Origin of the sequence: Arthrobacter sp. AL05, from assembly GCF_029960715.1 — a bacterium.
In the GTDB taxonomy this organism is placed as follows: Bacteria; Actinomycetota; Actinomycetes; order Actinomycetales; family Micrococcaceae; genus Arthrobacter.
In genome coordinates this window covers 1-15,462 of sequence record NZ_JASBRC010000018.1, presented here as the reverse complement: position 1 = coordinate 15,462, position 15,462 = coordinate 1, and the positions used below count along the sequence as shown (strand labels likewise).

General features: G+C 65.2%; 17 protein-coding genes. 5 read left to right on the top strand and 12 right to left on the bottom strand.

All coding sequences use genetic code 11. The features are described from left to right. Nucleotides 1-18: 18 nt before the first annotated feature. From QK287_RS16510 to QK287_RS16485, 6 genes are all read right to left on the bottom strand, one after another. Nucleotides 19-822: an anti-sigma factor gene (locus QK287_RS16510; protein ID WP_282360820.1), complete on the bottom strand. Its 804-nt coding sequence runs from the start codon at nucleotides 820-822 to the stop codon at nucleotides 19-21. Then, nucleotides 809-1,438, bottom strand: coding sequence for a sigma-70 family RNA polymerase sigma factor (locus QK287_RS16505; RefSeq protein WP_282360819.1), 630 nt, complete (start codon nucleotides 1,436-1,438; stop codon nucleotides 809-811). Before QK287_RS16505 ends, QK287_RS16510 begins: the two co-directional genes overlap by 14 nt. Next, entirely contained in the window at nucleotides 1,435-2,208 is a 774-nt protein-coding gene (locus tag QK287_RS16500) for a sortase (RefSeq protein ID WP_282360818.1), read from the bottom strand. The genes QK287_RS16505 and QK287_RS16500 overlap by 4 nt, the downstream gene beginning before the upstream one ends. Nucleotides 2,209-2,287: 79 nt before the next feature. Then, a complete protein-coding gene (locus QK287_RS16495; protein ID WP_282360817.1) occupies nucleotides 2,288-3,124 on the bottom strand; it encodes a DUF4397 domain-containing protein in 837 nt (278 codons plus the stop codon). Nucleotides 3,125-3,360: 236 nt separating this feature from the next. Next, nucleotides 3,361-5,040, bottom strand: a complete 1,680-nt coding sequence (locus QK287_RS16490; protein ID WP_282360816.1) for a DUF4389 domain-containing protein — start codon at nucleotides 5,038-5,040, stop codon at nucleotides 3,361-3,363. A gap of 53 nt (nucleotides 5,041-5,093) precedes the next feature. After that, nucleotides 5,094-6,149 (bottom strand): zinc-dependent alcohol dehydrogenase family protein, encoded by a 1,056-nt coding sequence (locus tag QK287_RS16485; protein ID WP_226774159.1) that lies wholly within the window; start codon nucleotides 6,147-6,149, stop codon nucleotides 5,094-5,096. A 372-nt stretch (nucleotides 6,150-6,521) separates the two neighbouring features. On the opposite strand from QK287_RS16485, the gene QK287_RS16480 reads away from it, so the two are divergent. Beyond that, the gene (locus QK287_RS16480; protein WP_282360815.1) at nucleotides 6,522-8,018 is read left to right on the top strand and encodes an amidohydrolase; all 1,497 of its coding nucleotides are present in this window, start codon (nucleotides 6,522-6,524) and stop codon (nucleotides 8,016-8,018) included. On the opposite strand, the gene QK287_RS16475 is transcribed toward QK287_RS16480, so the two are convergent. Further along, the gene (locus tag QK287_RS16475; RefSeq protein WP_282360814.1) at nucleotides 8,015-8,524 is read right to left on the bottom strand and encodes a hypothetical protein; all 510 of its coding nucleotides are present in this window, start codon (nucleotides 8,522-8,524) and stop codon (nucleotides 8,015-8,017) included. The genes QK287_RS16480 and QK287_RS16475 overlap by 4 nt on opposite strands. Before the next feature lie 410 nt (nucleotides 8,525-8,934). Then, the gene (locus QK287_RS16470; protein ID WP_282360813.1) at nucleotides 8,935-9,102 is read right to left on the bottom strand and encodes a hypothetical protein; all 168 of its coding nucleotides are present in this window, start codon (nucleotides 9,100-9,102) and stop codon (nucleotides 8,935-8,937) included. Between QK287_RS16470 and QK287_RS18530 the strand changes: the two genes are divergently transcribed. Next, complete coding sequence (locus QK287_RS18530) at nucleotides 9,056-9,496, top strand: nucleotidyltransferase family protein (protein ID WP_348774720.1); 441 nt, start codon at nucleotides 9,056-9,058, stop codon at nucleotides 9,494-9,496. The two genes, QK287_RS16470 and QK287_RS18530, sit on opposite strands and share 47 nt — an antisense overlap. Before the next feature lie 280 nt (nucleotides 9,497-9,776). Here QK287_RS18530 and QK287_RS16460 read toward each other — a convergent pair whose 3' ends face one another. Further along, entirely contained in the window at nucleotides 9,777-10,190 is a 414-nt protein-coding gene (locus QK287_RS16460; protein ID WP_282360809.1) for a GNAT family N-acetyltransferase, read from the bottom strand. Nucleotides 10,191-10,939: 749 nt separating this feature from the next. Then, nucleotides 10,940-11,077 (bottom strand): hypothetical protein, encoded by a 138-nt coding sequence (locus QK287_RS16455; RefSeq protein ID WP_282360808.1) that lies wholly within the window; start codon nucleotides 11,075-11,077, stop codon nucleotides 10,940-10,942. 371 nt (nucleotides 11,078-11,448) lie between these two features. Here QK287_RS16455 and QK287_RS16450 point away from each other — a divergent pair, with 371 nt between their 5' ends. Next, nucleotides 11,449-12,129, top strand: coding sequence for a TetR/AcrR family transcriptional regulator (locus QK287_RS16450; protein ID WP_282360807.1), 681 nt, complete (start codon nucleotides 11,449-11,451; stop codon nucleotides 12,127-12,129). Between the two features lie 135 nt (nucleotides 12,130-12,264). Further along, on the top strand, nucleotides 12,265-12,744 hold the full coding sequence (locus QK287_RS16445; RefSeq protein WP_282360806.1) for a carboxymuconolactone decarboxylase family protein: 480 nt from the start codon (nucleotides 12,265-12,267) through the stop codon (nucleotides 12,742-12,744). Nucleotides 12,745-13,424: 680 nt separating this feature from the next. Here QK287_RS16445 and QK287_RS16440 read toward each other — a convergent pair. Continuing rightward, entirely contained in the window at nucleotides 13,425-13,850 is a 426-nt protein-coding gene (locus tag QK287_RS16440; RefSeq protein ID WP_282360805.1) for a helix-turn-helix domain-containing protein, read from the bottom strand. Nucleotides 13,851-13,905: 55 nt separating this feature from the next. Here QK287_RS16440 and QK287_RS16435 point away from each other — a divergent pair, with 55 nt between their 5' ends. Then, nucleotides 13,906-14,745 carry an alpha/beta hydrolase gene (locus tag QK287_RS16435; protein WP_282360804.1) on the top strand — a complete coding sequence of 280 codons (840 nt, stop codon included), beginning with the start codon at nucleotides 13,906-13,908 and terminating at the stop codon, nucleotides 14,743-14,745. 282 nt (nucleotides 14,746-15,027) lie between these two features. Here QK287_RS16435 and QK287_RS16430 read toward each other — a convergent pair whose 3' ends face one another. Then, nucleotides 15,028-15,231, bottom strand: a complete 204-nt coding sequence (locus QK287_RS16430) for a tautomerase family protein (protein WP_226775800.1) — start codon at nucleotides 15,229-15,231, stop codon at nucleotides 15,028-15,030. Nucleotides 15,232-15,462 lie beyond the last annotated feature (231 nt).

Here is a 15,462-nt window from a genome sequence, read left to right as displayed (position 1 = left end):
ATCTGGGGATCGGTCAGCTCACAAGGCAAGGGTCCCGCGGACAATGCTGACGCTGGAGTGCGCGGGATTCCCGTCAACCGGTTCGTCGGACACGTCCACGATCGGGTATTCGGCCAGATCCAGGCCCTCCGGCACGGAAAATGTGCCGGAGCCGGCGGTCATGACCCCCAGGCTCACCAGCCGCGAGAGATCCGGCGCGATCAGCCAGACCTCCTGGTAGCCGCGGGCCTCGTTTTTGTCGACCTGTACCTCCAGGGTGCGCTGCCCGTCCTTGGCCTCGACGACGCGGGCCGATCCGGTCGCGGAATGCCGGTCCACCGGAGTGAGTTCGGCCCGTGCCAGTGGGGTCACCGCCGACTGGTTCTGCTGTATGGACCAGAAGGCCCCGCCGGCCAGCAGCGCTGTGGCCGCGGCCGCAGCCAGCCACATCCCGGACCGGCGGATCCGGCCGAAGCGCCATCCGCCCGTCTGCTGCTCGCCGGTGCTTTCCGCCCGGGACGGGAACGGCGTCACGGACCCATGCGCCGGCGGTGGCTCAGTCGCTGCCACCGGGCGGGAACCCGGCGTCGGCGCGGACCACAGCGGGTCGGCAGCTACAGCGGCGGAAAGCCCCAGGACGCCGTGAATCCCTGCCCACACCTGCGGCCCCGGCGGCTCCAAGGCGACGATGGCCGGTCCGGGCTTGGCCGCCAGCACAGCGCGGCGGAGGCCAGAAAATTCTGCTGCACAACCAGCGCAGGCCCGGAGGTGGTCCGCGGCGTCGTCGCCGATCGCTTCGCCGAGGGCTAGCAGGCTCAGGGAATCCGGATCAAGATGTTGCACGGTCTACCTCCAATCGGCTTCTGAGCTGGGACAAGCTGCGGCGGATGTGGCTCTTGACCGTACCAAGCGGCAGGTCCAGTTTCTGTGAAATCTGCGAATGCGTCAGGTCATCGTAGAAGGCAAGCCTAAGGATTGATCCTTGCGGCTCGCCCAGTCTCTCCAGTTCCCCGTCCAGCAGCAGTCGGTCGGCCAGAACCTCCGCAGCCGCGTGCCCGGCCGCCTGTTCCGGGTCCGGGGAGCGTTCGACGGCGGCCAGTACCTTCCGGGCTTCCCGCATCGAGGCCGCTTCCGCGTCCGTGATCACGTTCCGGGTGATGCCCACGATCCACGCCGGCAGCCGCGCTTTCTTCGGGTCGAACGCAGACCGCGACCGCCACACCCGGATGAACACCTCCTGGGTAACGTCATCGGCCGCGGAGTTGTCGCGCAGCGAGCGAAGCGCCAGCGTGTGCACCAGGGGAGAGAACTGCCGGTACGCCTCTGCCAGCACAGTTTCGTCACCGGCGGCGAAAGATTCGGTGAGTTCCGGGTCCCAGCCGGAAGAGTCCTCGCGAGGTGCCAATCCCGGCTCCTTCCCGCTGTTGGTGGCGACGATGAGCCCTGCGCCTTGAATCATGCCGGAGCCGCCGTGACAATCACATTGTCACCGTAGTCCTGCTGTTCGTCCAGCCATCGGCCCCCGCAAGTCACCAGTTTCAACTGGGGCGGACCGTCACGCCGGAAGATGGAAACGCCGTCGAACGCGTCTTTGGCCATAAGTTCGACCCCGGTCACCCGGAACGTTAGGGCTGCCGACCCTTCGCGCTGGACCGTCACAATGGTGCCGGGCGCGAGGGACTTTAGTTGGGAAAAGGGCGCCGAGTCGGAGGTCGTGTCGACGTGTGCCGCAAGCACCGCGGATCCGGCCGCGGCCCCGGGAGCCGGGCCGTAGCGGTACCAGCCAGCCTCGTCGAACGGATCCGGGATCTCCATGGCCCCGTCGGGGCTGACACCCACCTGCACGATCGGCATGTTGATGGTGGTTCCCTCCACCGTAAGGAATCGGGGGGCCGGGTCCTTGGGCGCCCGGACCAGTGGGGTTGCCGGCCGGACCGGAATAGCTGAGGTGGGGACTGCAGGAGTCGCAGCCTGTACCGGCGGCGGGGGCTCCAGGCTGGGTCGGCCCGCGTCGGGGACGGACGCCTCCATTGCGGCGCTCTCCGTTGCCGGGCTCTCCGTTGCCGGGGTTAACGGCGCCACAACGTCCTGCGGAGCGGCGCACCCCGCAATCAGCAGGGCCATCGTGAGGGCGGCGGCCGCGTGTCGCGCGGCTGGGCTCCTTTCGGCTGTCCGCTGCCAAGGAGCCGACGATCCCCCGGCGCCCTCCGCCGTTGTCGTGCGCTTCATGACCGTCCTCCTGACGTGGTGAGACCCGGGCCCCGGCCGCCCGGCGGGTAGCCGGGCGGCCGGGGTTTGTGGTTGCGGCTTAGCGGGTGCGGTGGAACACCGGCTGCCTGCGGGACAAAGCGACGCCGCCTCCCAGCAGCAGGAGGATCACAACACCAATGCCTGCCATCGCGGCCGGCTGACCGTTTGATGCGGTTCCCGCGTCAACGGCACCGGAGCGTCCGCCGGGAACGCCGGCGGGGGCGGAATGCAGTCCTTCAATGTTCTGCACGGCCAGAATCAGGTTCTTGTCCGCGAGGCTGCCCCAGGCGTACACGATCGTGTGGGTGCCCTCCGCAACCGTCACATCGGCCGGACCAATCACCGGAGCCGTGGTCCCGGCGGCAGCAACCGCAACGGACAGGGTGCCGGGATCCAGCGTGAGGGTCTTCTCATTGGGGTTGGCCAGGCCGGAGATCACGGAGGCACCACCGGCGAGGATGTCCACGGCCGGCGCCGCTGCGGTGTGGCGGACAGTGAGCTTTCCCTTACCGGGCTCCAGCCGTGAAACGTCGTTCGTGAAGAAGTTAGCCGTCGGTTTCCCCCCTGCGTCAAGGTTTGCGACGGCCGTGTAGTTGCCGCTGGCAGCGAGGGTAACCTTCACGGGTCCGATCACAGGGGCGGAGGCATCCGCGGCGTCTGCGGCGGTGATGGCGAGGTCATAGTCGCCGGCCGGAAGGGCCAGCGGACCGGCCAGGGTGCCCGGAGCGAAGTTGTCAAGGGTCCGTTCGCCGTTCACCCAGACGTCAACAGTAAGTCCGGGAACGCCATGGAGGACGGAAAGCTGGGCGTCGGACTCGGCGGCCTGGGCGGGGCCGGCAAGGGTGAGAGCTGCCGCAATTACTACGGCGCCCGCTGCGAAAATCCTGGTACGCATCTACATCTCCTTCAACGGCCCGCCGGGCGGGCGATTTTTGCTTACACACCTACTACCGGCGCACGGGGCCGTTTGGATGCACATGCATGTAAACAATTTTTTTGAAGGAGGTCGAAAGCAGCGTCGAAGCACGGCCAACACCATGGCGGCGGTTTCGGCATAGCGGCCGGGCACTCCGGTGGACTTCCCGGCCGCTGCGTCGAGTGTCCCGAAACGGACTGGGGTCCCGGAATGGACTAGTGGCTCGGCCGGTTGTCTTGGCTCGCTGGGACGGTCGGGCCCGCCGCGGCCTCCGGTCCGGCTGGAGTCTCGCGTTTTTCCGGGCCGCGGGCTGCCGGCCCACCGATGCCGTAGAAGCCCTGCCCGCCATTTGTCGGCCGGGCATTTGTCGGCCCGGCGGGATCGCCACCGGGTGCACCGGGCCCGGCGGGATCACCACCGGGTGCACCGGGCCCGGCGGGAGACCATGCCGGGGGTATCGCGGCGGTGTCACCCGGATCACGCGGCCCCGAATCCAAATGGAAAGGCGGGTATTCATCCCGCATCAGGGAAACATAGGCCCAGACGCGGTAAATCCAGCGGTTGAGCCCCAGCAGGAAATCGAAGAGCCCCCTCGCGTACGCCCCTGTGAACAACAGGACCACTCCGGCGATGAGAACCAGCAGCCCAAGCAGCGACACCCCTACGCCCACCTGCGCCCAGCGACCGTCCCGGTAGACCCACGTCTGGGCAGTTCCGGTCAGCAGAGCCACGATCAGCAGGTGCGGGATGGCCAGGAGCCAGGACTTCACGAGCACCAGGCCGCGGGACAATTTCTCGGGATAATCGACGTCGAAGTCCGCCGGGTAGTCCGTGCGCTCCAAGGTGAACGGCGGATAGATATCCGTGCCGAGCGCCGCGTAGGAGTAGAAGGCCACCCGCCAGCTCCAGCGGAGAACGCCGACGTTGAAGTTGAACAGCGAGCGCGGGTAGCGGCCGGTAAAGAGGATCGCGAACCACGCCACGATCGTGACCACGCCAAAGGCAAACCAAAGGAAAAAGAGCACAATGAAGTGCGGGATCGCCAGGAACCATTTGAACAGCCACAACCACCGGGACAGCTTGGGGTCCAGATAGCCGCTGAGCCGGGCCGGATAGACGGCGGCAGATCCCGGCGGGGCACCCGCCGCCGCACCGGCCGCAGGGAACTGGGGGGCTGCCGCTCCGGCCACCGCCCAGCTCTGCCCGGGCATCGGCGGCGGACCACCCCGACCCAAACCGGCGGCGCCAAGCACTATCAGCGGAATCCCGATCAGCAGAAATACAACCCCGCCGATCAGGAGACCGACGAAGACTGGCCACAACAGCTCGGAGCGGGCTCCGGCCTTTAGCTCAACGGCCGTCGGAGGGCTGGCGTCCGCGTTCATAATCACCACAGCCCAGCTACCGGAGCGCAGGTCCCATTCCAGCTGCTGCTCCCCCGCACCGGTAGCAGAGGCGGCCCAAAAGCTTTGGTCCGCCGGCCGCGCCGGAACGTTGGCCCCGGCCACACTCCGGTACTCCACCCGGAAAGGGTTGAATCGGACATCGGTGATCTCCGCATGGCTGACACCGTCCAGGTAGGCCGCCACGTCGCTCCGCGGCCCGACCCCGATGAAGATGTCCTTGCCGGACTCCCCCGAACCGCTCAGCATAAGGCTTCCGACCACGCCGACCGGAACGGCATCGGGCACTCCACGCTCCGTCATGATGTCCAGGCGGGGTGTGGTCAAGGCGTAGCCGCTCGTGGCGTACCGTTCCGAAGGCGTGGTGAAGTACCCGTTGTCGCGCTGGACATAGTTGCCAAAGCCCGCGGCGCCTGCTCCGGCCAGCAGCCCCAGCCCGAGGAGGGCGCTGAGCGTACCCAGCACCAGCATGACGATCCGGCCTGGTCGCATGGCCGCCATCCTTTCAGATCACTCGGATAACCCTGCTCAGACAACCAGGGCTTTTATGCCGTGATGACTACTTTGAGCGCCTTCGTCTCTGCGGCACGGGCAAACGTGTCGTAGGCCTCCAGGAACTGGTCGAACGTGAAGTGGTGGGTGGCGAACTTTTCCGCCGGAACCTTCTTTTGAGCCACGAGTTTGAGGAGCATCGGGGTGGTGTTGGCGTTGACCAGGCCCATGCTGATATTGATGTTCTGGATCCAGAGGCTTTCCACGTGCAGCTCCACAGACTTGCCGTGCACACCGACGTTGGCCACGTTGCCACCGGGGCGCACGATTTCAGTACACATGCTGAAAGTCGCCGGGATGCCGACCGCCTCGATCGCCACGTCAACACCCTGACCATCGGTCAGCGCGAGCACCTGATCCTTCCAGTCCGGGTCGCTGGAGAGGACAACGTCGGTGGCGCCGAACTCCCGGGACTTTTCCAACCGGTTCGCGTCAAGGTCGACGGCGATGACGGTGGCAGCTCCGTAGAGACCGGCGGTGGCGATGGCGGCGAGGCCTACCGGGCCCGCGCCGACGACGGCGACCGTATCGCCGGGCTTGACGCGGCCGTACTGCACCCCGATCTCGAAGCCGGTAGGAAGGATGTCGGAAAGCATCACTGCCTGTTCATCGGTGACGCCCTCGGGGAGCAAATGAAGGGAGTTTTCGGCGTAGGGGACCCTGACGTATTCGGCCTGGGTGCCGTCGATCAAGTGCCCAAAAACCCAGCCGATGCCGGCTGCACCCTCCCCGCCCATACAGTGCGAGTAGAGGCCGGTCTTGCAGTTGGCGCAGTGGCCGCAGGACTTAATGCACGAGATGATAACGCGGTCGCCCACCTTCAGGCTGGTGACCGACGAGCCGGTTTCGGTGATGGTCCCCACGCCCTCGTGGCCCAGAATCCGGCCTTTGGTGACGGCAGGGACATCACCTTTGAGGATATGGAGGTCTGTCCCGCAGATCGTTGTAGTGTCCACTTTGACAATCACATCGCTGGGATTCTGGATCTTGGGATCGGGGACGTCGGTCCAGGACTTCTCTCCTGGACCGCCATAAACGAGGGCTTTCATGCGTTCTCCTTGATTGTGGTGACGGCCGGTGGATTGGCCACGAGGTGCCGGCACGGTGTGAACGAAGCGTCTTGGACGGCGAAAGTGCCGCCACGGCTTACCTGCTGCCCGTGGGGCACGGAGATGCATACCTCCCGCGCAGCCCGTGGGCAGGACGCTATTCCTTCCCAAGGCTCGAGCGGGACCCGGACCACCCATATGCAAGCGGTTCATCCCCCAATGCCCGCGCAGGAACCGCTACGAATCCAGCCTCGCCGGTACCCGGTTCCCGGGTAAGGGGCGAAAGTCCCGTGTCCGGCCCGACCCCTGGCAGCCAGCGGCGGCGGAGGGCCCGGATTGGCGCATTGCGCTCCGGCCCATACCCTGTGTCCTATGCCCGAGACTGCTGACGTTCCCCGCAATGACCTCGTTCTCGCCTCGGCGCGCTTCCCCGGCGGGACGACGCTGTATGACCTGCACCTAAGCGGCGGGGTGGTGGCGCGGATCGCACGCGCCGGACTGCCGGCTGTCGCTGCATCCCGGGTGGCGGATCTGGGCGGCCGCTACCTTATCCCGGGGTTGTGGGATGAACATGTCCATATGACCCAGTGGGCCCTCGCCGCCAACCGGATCGATCTCGCCGGCGCCGCCTCGGCGCATGCGGCAGCCGACGTCGTCAGTTCCCGTCTCGCCAGCCATAGCGCTGGCGGCATGACGGTGGTGGGCGTCGGCTTCCGCGACGCTCTCTGGGCGGATGTGCCCAGCCTGGAGCTGCTCGACGGCGCCACCGGGGGCGTGCCGGTGGCGCTGCTGAGCCACGATCTGCACTGCGTCTGGCTCAACAGTGCGGCGGCTCGCCGTTATGGCCTGACAGTGGACGCCTCAGGGCTGCTGCGCGAGGAGCCGGCCTTCGAACTGACCCGTGAGCTGGGCAACCTGCCCGATGCCGTGGTGGATGCCTGGGTGCGGGGGTCGGCGCAGGCTGCGGCCGCGCGCGGGATCGTGGGGATTGTTGATTTCGAAATGACGTGGAATGCCGGCGTCTGGCGGCGTCGCGTTGCGGCCGGCTTTGATTCGTTCCGGGTGGAGGCCGGCGTCTATCCGCGGGATCTGGCCCGGGCCATTGCGGAGGGGATGCGGACCGGGCAGGAACTCGACGGCGGGGCGGGCCTGCTGCGGGTGGGCCCGTTGAAGGTGCTGATCGACGGCTCGCTGAACACCCGCACCGCCTTCTGTGTGGACCCTTACCCGCACGGCGGCCGCGGGCTGCTCACGGTGAGCGAGGCCGAACTGCTGGAACTGCTGGTCCGGGCCAAAGAGTCCGGCTTTGTCCCGGCCGTGCACGCAATCGGCGACGGCGCCAACGAGGTGGCTTTGAATGCCTTCGCCGCGGCCGGGATCGCCGGGCGGATCGAGCACGGCCAGTTCGTCCGCGGCCAGGACTTCGCCCGCTTCGGCCAACTCGGCCTGACGGCGAGTGTCCAGCCCGCCCATGCCCTGGACGATCGCGATGCCGCCGATTCCAACTGGGCGGGGCGCACCGACCGGGCATTCCCGCTCCAGTCGCTGCTGTCCGCCGGTGCGACGCTGGCGCTGGGCTCCGACGCGCCAGTGGCTCCGCTGGAACCGTGGACCGCAATGTCGGCGGCCACCACACGGGCGCGGCAGGACGGTCGAGACCCTTGGCACCCGGAGCAGGCACTCACACGGCAGGATGCCCTGACGGCGTCAACACGAGGGCGGGGCAGGATCCGGGTGGGGGATCCGGCGGATCTCGCGGTACTCGAAGGCGACCCGCTGGCGGTATCCGATGCTGTCTTCGCGGCGATGCCGGTGGCTGCAACGCTCGTGGCGGGGCGCTTTACGCACGGCGGGGCAGCCTGGAGCTAGCTGCCCTTGACCCGGGCCTGGACCAGGTTGGCGTAGGGCAGCCGTCCGTACTGATCAACAAACGCGGCGTGGTGTCCGGCCTCGGCCGCATGGAGCTGCTCAACAGGCAGCTCTTTCCACGCGACGACAAGCGACCCGGCGGCGGCGAGCTGCCAGATCAGCCGGCCGTCCCAGTGGCCGGGTGGTTTGCCGATGCCGAAGTCGACGAATTCCTGGATCTGCCGGCGCAGTCCGCGGTTGCCCTTGCTGCCGGGGCCGGCCTTCCCCATGTAGAGGACGTCGGCGCCGTCGACCCATTCGGCAGCGAGCGCTTTCGCCGTCAGGGTGGGGTCCTTCTTCTTGAAGATGCCGGCCGTGCTCTTGGCCAGGAACTGATGTCGGAAGCCCTCCGGCTGCAGCACGGCGAAAATCCCGGGTTTCTGCGGGATCCGGTTGATATCAAGGTCTCCGAGCGGGCGGAAACCGGTGAACCCGTCCTGTTTCAGTGTTTGTCTGTTGATCGGCATGGGTTCCTTGGATCGGGGCGAGGGTGTGGTTTTACGAAGTCGTCTGCACAAGCTTCCCCGAAAGCACGGGGGTTTGCAGCCGGGTATGGACATCTGGTGTCCGAAGTCCCCTGCACAAAGCGTCACTTTGGTCAGGAGTCGCCTGCCCAAAACGTCAGGGTACCGCGCGGCCCGAGTAGGCCTTCTCCGGAGTCTCTGTGTCAGGGTCTAGCGAGGCGTTGAACGAGGGTGTCGGTGCAGGTCCTGGTATGCGGCGGGAAATTGAGCGCCCATGCCGCGCCGAACCGATGTTCACGATGTGCCGGCTCGCTGGCTCGCTGGCTCGCTGGCTCGCTGGCTGGAGAAGATCACGTGGCCGGCGCGGCGCGCTGGATGGCCCGGTAGACGGTGGAGCGGGCGACGCCAAAGAGTTAGGCGATCTCCGTTGTGGTGTGTGTGCCGCCCCGATGGAGGCTTACGAGGTGCGCTTCCCGCTTTTTGGAGAGTTTGGGCTGTCGGCCTCGAAGCTTGCCTTTGGCCTCCGCCAACGCCATGCCTTCGCGGGTCCGGGCGCGGATGAGGTCACGCCACCGAGGCATTCGTATGCAGTGGCATCACCCACCAGGCCGACCAATCGGTCGAAGGACAACAACATCGCGTAAGGCTTACGGTGAGTCAGACCCCGTAGGTGATGCCACCTATATCCTCACTGGCTTACGGGCAGCACGCGAGCCTATGCCACACTGTCGGAATGACGCCATAGACAGTTTCGCCGCGACAGCCTGCTGCGTTGCGCTGACCCGCGTCGGGCAGTTCATCGACCTCTACGCACCATTCGGCCTCGATGACACCATCGCCATGCATTTGAAACCGAACCGCCGCCTGGCTCCACGCAGCGTCTATGAGACCAAGGCGAATCAGTACCGGGCCAGATGGCCACAGCTCACCGCCGATCCGTGGGAGCCAGGACCGCCATCGCGCCAGTCCGGGTGAAGGATCGATGGGCGCTATCACGGCATGATCGTGTAACGACCGACTTCCCCTCGTTTCGTCGTGACGATACCGTCGAAAACACCGCCGCAGCGTTCTATGGTCTTCACCGAGGGAACGTTGTCCACAAAGCAGGCAAGCAGAACTCGATTCATGCCGCGGACCTTGGCAACGCCGCATGCAGGGCAACCGAAGGACGGACGAGCAGAGACATAGTCCAACGCTACCGTTCACGAGCGACCCGGTGAGGGACCCCTGCTGGACGCCGTCACTCCGTTGGGTCTTAGCCGCGGACCAGCCGTATTTCTGGCAGCTCACCCCAGGCCCGTGCCAGGACCTTGCGCGCCCCGTCCGGACTGAATCCTGACTTTCGGTAAAAGGCTCTGGCGCGCTGGTTGTCCTCGAGTACCCAGAGGTATGCGGGAGCGTCGCCGATGGCCGCTTCCATAAGTTGGGTGCTGAGACCCGAACCGTAGGTACGGCTCAAGGTATAAATCCTATAGAGCTCCGGGATGCCCACCATATCCGAGTCCCGTGCCGGGCCGGCGTCTGCCAGCCCCACTACTTCGCCGGTCTCGTCATGAGCTACGAGCCGGGGTCTTTGCTGGCCAGAAAAGGACCGCGCTGGTCTATACGTTCCCCAATGCTGTCCCGGTGGCTGGCAAAGAACGTCGATGGAAACAGGTGACCATAGCATTCCTCGTGTGCAACGGTGTGCATCCTGACTATGGCTTCAGCATCAGCAGGCGTTGCTTGGCGAATTCTGTAGGGCATCTTGCCAGCTTAACGAAACAACCCGGTGAGGGACCGGCATATCGGACGGGGTGCCGGGTAAGCCTCCCGGTTGACGAACATGGCCTGTGCGTAGGCTTGGTGCGTGATCATGCATGAGAGTCAGCTCAGTCTGGGCAGGACGGAAGCTGTGCGGCTGGTGCAGGGGCTGTTTTCCTCGGTCTCCGAGCCGGAAGTAACCGCGGTCGAGAGTGCCGGAACGGTCAATTACCTATACCGGGTGGGAACGCGGTGCGCCGCCAGGTTCCCGATGCAAGGCGGGGATGCTGACGAAGTCCGCGCAGTCCTTCTTGCGGAACACGCTGCAATGCGCGAGTTCGCCGCAGTGAGCACTGTTCCGTCTCCGTTGCCTGTTGCGATTGGTGAGCCAAGCGCCGAGTATCCGCTACCCTGGTCCGTCCAAACCTGGATCGAGGGCGAAATTGCGACCCCGACCTCGGTCGCGTCGTCGACATCCTTCGCGGTGGACCTCGCAGCGCTCATAGCGAGCCTTCGCCAGGCGGACACCAAGGGTCGCTCGTTCTCCGGCGAGGGCCGCGGAGGCAAGCTGACCGCGCAGGATGAGTGGGTCGCGCATTGCCTCCAACAGAGCGAAGGACTCCTGCCGGTGGGTCGGCTCCGCCGGGCCTGGTCATCGCTTAGGGCGCTCCCTCGTCACGGTGACGACGTGAGTCCCACAAGGATCTCATCCCAGGAAATGTGATCCTCGGCGCCGGCTGCCTCGCGGGCATCCTCGACACGGGTGCCTTCGGCCCCGCAGACGCTGCCCTGGACCTCGTTGCCGCGTGGCACATGCTCGACTCCAGGAGACGGGACGCCCTCCGCACCAAGCTCGCGATCGGGGACCTCGAATGGAGACGGGGCGCCGCTTGGGCCTACGAACAAGCGATAGGGCTCGTCTGGTACTACGCCGACTCGAATCCCGCGATGAGCGGACTCGGGAGGAGCACACTCGATCGCCTGCTCGCGGACCCGACCTTGGGCCTGTAAACCGATGGTGTCCCAGTCAGGGATGGCGGTTTCAACGGGCAGCAGGCTAAGCCATGCAGAAGGTCACTCATCGGTGTTCCTGCTGGGGGCCGACGACGGAACCTGCGGTGCCGGGTATGCATTTCTCACCCACTCGGAGCCTCATAATAGGACGACGCTAGGAGAGTCTTATTATGGGCAGTGCAGACAATCACGTTGGCAACCCGCGCGGCGTTCGGCAGGGGTATCCACGTGCGCGGCGGCGGGCTGCTGATCCGGCGCGCCCCCAGGCTGGCTCCCGAGAATCCGAGATCCGCTTGCAGGTGCTGAACGCAGCGAGCGATCTGGTTGACCGCCTCACCTATGACGAGGTCACCATTGATGCCGTAGCCAGGGCCTCGGGGGTGAGTAAGTCAACCCTGTACCGTCATTGGCCCTCGCGGCGTGTGTTGGTATTGGAGGCCTATACGTACAAAACCAATCTGGTGACCCACGTTGAGGATACCGGGGACGTTGGGCATGACTTGTATGCCTATCTCGTCGCACTGTCAAGGTGTCTCGACGAGGGGGAAACGGCCTCGACGGTGGCAAACCTGCTTGCCGAAGCCATCCGCAATGCTGAGTTTTCACGCCTGTATCGGCAGACCCTATTGTCGGAGTGCCGGCAGGGTTTCCGGGCAATTCTGGAGCGGGGCCGGGGCCGTCGGCAGATCCGTGACGACGTGGACCTGGGGATGGTAATCGACGCGGTGTACGGCGCAATTCACCACCGGCTCGTCGCGACAGGAGAACCCATCGAGGCCCCCTTCCTGCGGCATCTGAACGAATTCATCATTCTAGGCTGCGCGACACGTCCGTATCTCGAGTCGCACTGACGTACCCAGACGCAGTTTCAAGGTGGAACGTTCAGTGCCATTTCGTTTCATTTCTTACTCCTGGGCGTGGCGCTGGATCGATAGTTGAAGCAGCGCCGGACCAGGCGCTCAGGGACTATGAGAAGGATCGAACCCATGACCACCACCGCAACGGCACCGCGGACAAATATTGGCAGCAAGCACCCCGAGCTGTACGAAACAGTCGCCACGATGGCAATGACGTCGGATCAGGCGGCCCTCGCCGAGGGCCTTTCCCCGCTTCTGATCGAACTGGTCAAGATCCGGGTTTCCCAGATCAACGGGTGCGCATTCTGCCTACGCATGCACACCACCGACTCCCTTGCCAAGGGAGAGAGCCAGGAACGGCTCAGTGTACTGCCCGCCTGGCAGGAGACAAGGTACTTCGATGAGCAGGAACGCTCGGCCCTGGCCTTGGCCGAATACATCACCATGATCAGGGACGTCCACTCGAACGTGGACCTGTACGAATCCGCTGTAGAGCACCTGACTCCGGGCCAGGTGTCGGCCGTCTCCTGGGTGGCGATGTCGATCAACACCTTCAATCGCATCGCTATCACTAGCTCCTTCAAGGTCGGACCCACAAAACAACGCTGAGCAGCGAGCCCAAGAACAAAACCCAGGCGAGAACGGGACCGCCCAGTCGTCTCCCCGGTGAAGGCCGGATTCGAGTCAACCGGCTTCTGGTATACGTCCTTTTCGACCGCGGTCACGGTGGCTTCGATCGAGGTGGCGGGTTGGAGGCGAACGTCCACGTCAAGGAATTAACCGAGGAGTACCTCGCCTCAACGGCGCCAGTCACAAGCCGCGTTCCGGGCACCTGCGGATGGCTGGCAGCTAGACAGCATCGCCTCATCCCGTACACCGGGGCGTCGTGCCGATGTCATCGCCGAGGGCGAAGGCCCGCGCCCGCATGCCAGTGAGGATGTAGTTGGCATCATCCATTGGGTCTGACTCACCGTAAGCCTGACACGATTTTGTTGTCCTTGGATCGATTGGTCGGCCTGTTGGGTGGTGTCATTGCATGCGAATGGCTGGGTGGCGTGACCTCATAGGAGCGTGCGTTCAATGCGCCCATCACCGGCTTGTCCGTCCCACTCGAGCATCGTGTGCCAACTCAATGAACGCGCGAGGGGGAGCCCTCCGCCGACCGGGGCCGTCCCAGCGACGCCGCGCTCGAGCGCGTCAGCCGCTTCGTCGACGACCAGCTGGCGGCTCAACCCGTGAAGGCCGCGCTCGTCTGAACAAATGGCACCGGTCGAGTCGCGCAGCTCGCGCTAATGGGCCGCATCCCAGGCAGTGGCTGCGTCATCGATGGCAGCCATGTTCAATTCGGCCCACTCCCGCAGCGCCGCAATGGGATCGCACAACGTGATACCAAGCTCCGTCAAGGCATAGTGCACGCGCGGCGGCGTCGTCGCTTCCACACGACGGGCGACCAAGGAGTCCCGCTCGAGGCTTCGGAGAGTCTGGGCGAGCATCTTCTGCGACACCCCGGGCATCCGCCGCTTCAACTCCGCGAAGCGCACCTCCGTCGGCCACTCAGCGCCCAGCACCGTGATCGCCATTGCGACCCATTTGCCACCGATCCGGTCGAGAAGCTGGCGAGTCGGGCACCGCGGGTCGAAAAGATCGCCACGTCGCCCGACGGCGGTTACCGCCAGGTGACCAGGTGCGGTCAAAGTGCCGTCTTCCAAGCTCACGTCCAGTCTCCTACCGTTTGGTAGTACCTCATAGTAACCGCGAATGGAGTCCCTCATGCCCGAATTGACCGAAACGATGATCGCCACGAACGGAACGCGCCTCAACGTGGCGATCTCCGGAGAAGGGGCGCCGATCGTCCTACTGCACGGCTTCCCGCACACCTGGAAGGTCTGGTTCAAGATGATCCCGACCCTCGCCGAGAAGCACCGCGTCATCGCGCCCGACCTCCGGGGACTCGGCGCGAGCGACCGTCCAACTTCCGGATACGACGCACGGAACATCGCCTCTGACATCCGCGGGCTGCTCGACGCACTCGACGAAGGCGCTGCAACGGTGGTCGCCCTGGACGCGGCCGTGCCGCCCGCCTTCATGCTCGGCCTCGAGCACCCGCACCGCGTGACCCAGCTGGCACTGATGGAAGGCACGATCGGCCGGCTCCCCGGAGCCGAGGGCTTCTTCCGCGCTGGCGCCCCGTGGTGGTTCGGATTCCACGCCGTCCCCGGTCTGGCCGAGGAGGTCCTGCTCGGTCACGAACCCAGCTACATCGACTTTTTCCTCCACAGCGGGACGGCAAGGGGCCGTGGAGTAGGAGACTCACTCCGCGACGAATTCGTCGCCGCGTACACCGGGCGGGAGGCGCTGCGCGCCGCGTTCGAACACTATCGCGTGATGCCAATCAACGCTGACCAGATCGCCAAGGCGATCAGCAGCGCGCGGCTGAGGGTCCCGACCATCGCGATCGGCGGCGGAGTCGTCGGGCCGGCACTCGCAGGACAGCTCGAAGCCGTGACCGATGACCTCCGCAGCAATCTCCTGCCGGACGTCGGGCACATCATCCCGCTCGACGCGCCAGAGGCGCTGCTGAACATCCTCGCCCCAGCTCTCATCAGCTGAAGGCGTTGGGCACCAGACCCTTTGCCCTCTGCAACAACCAGCCTGGCGGACTTCGCATCCATCTCGAGGAATGCCCGGAACAACACCTGTACGTTCAGTCCGAGATGACGGAGATCGACGGGATTCCACGGCACTAGGCGGCGATACTGAACGCCGATTCCGCGCAAGACGGCGAATTCCTACGCGAGCACACGCGCGGTGTTTCACAAGGGGATCCTTGGGTTCTTGCAGTGATCCAAAATTGATTCGGCGCAGCGCATTTCCAAGGGCTATTGGGCCAGTTCAGACGGATTCGTTTTGGCCTGACTCCGCCAGGGTGATGCCGGCGACAGACCAGTTCTCGCGGGGGAGCTCGTGCAAGATCACCCGGATCGTGTCGGGACGGATTTCCATGACCTCAGCGTAGGTGGCCGTTAGCGCAGCCAGCAGCTGACGCTTCTTTTCCGTGGAGGAAGGGGACGCATTGAGAACCTGAATGAGGGGCATGCACAGATTGTGGCATCTGCTTCAGAGGAACGGGTGGACGCCGGATCGGCCTGATGTGTCTCAAAGTGAGCAAACCGCTTGACGCTGGCCATCTTGGGCCCGCCAGGTCAAGGATCCTCGAACGGGCGGGTGCTCGTGTCGCGCTTGATGCCCACCCACGCCCAGTTGAAAGCGGCCTTGACAGGCCAACTACTTAGATAGACAATCTAGTCATGAATGTTCCTGCCCCTG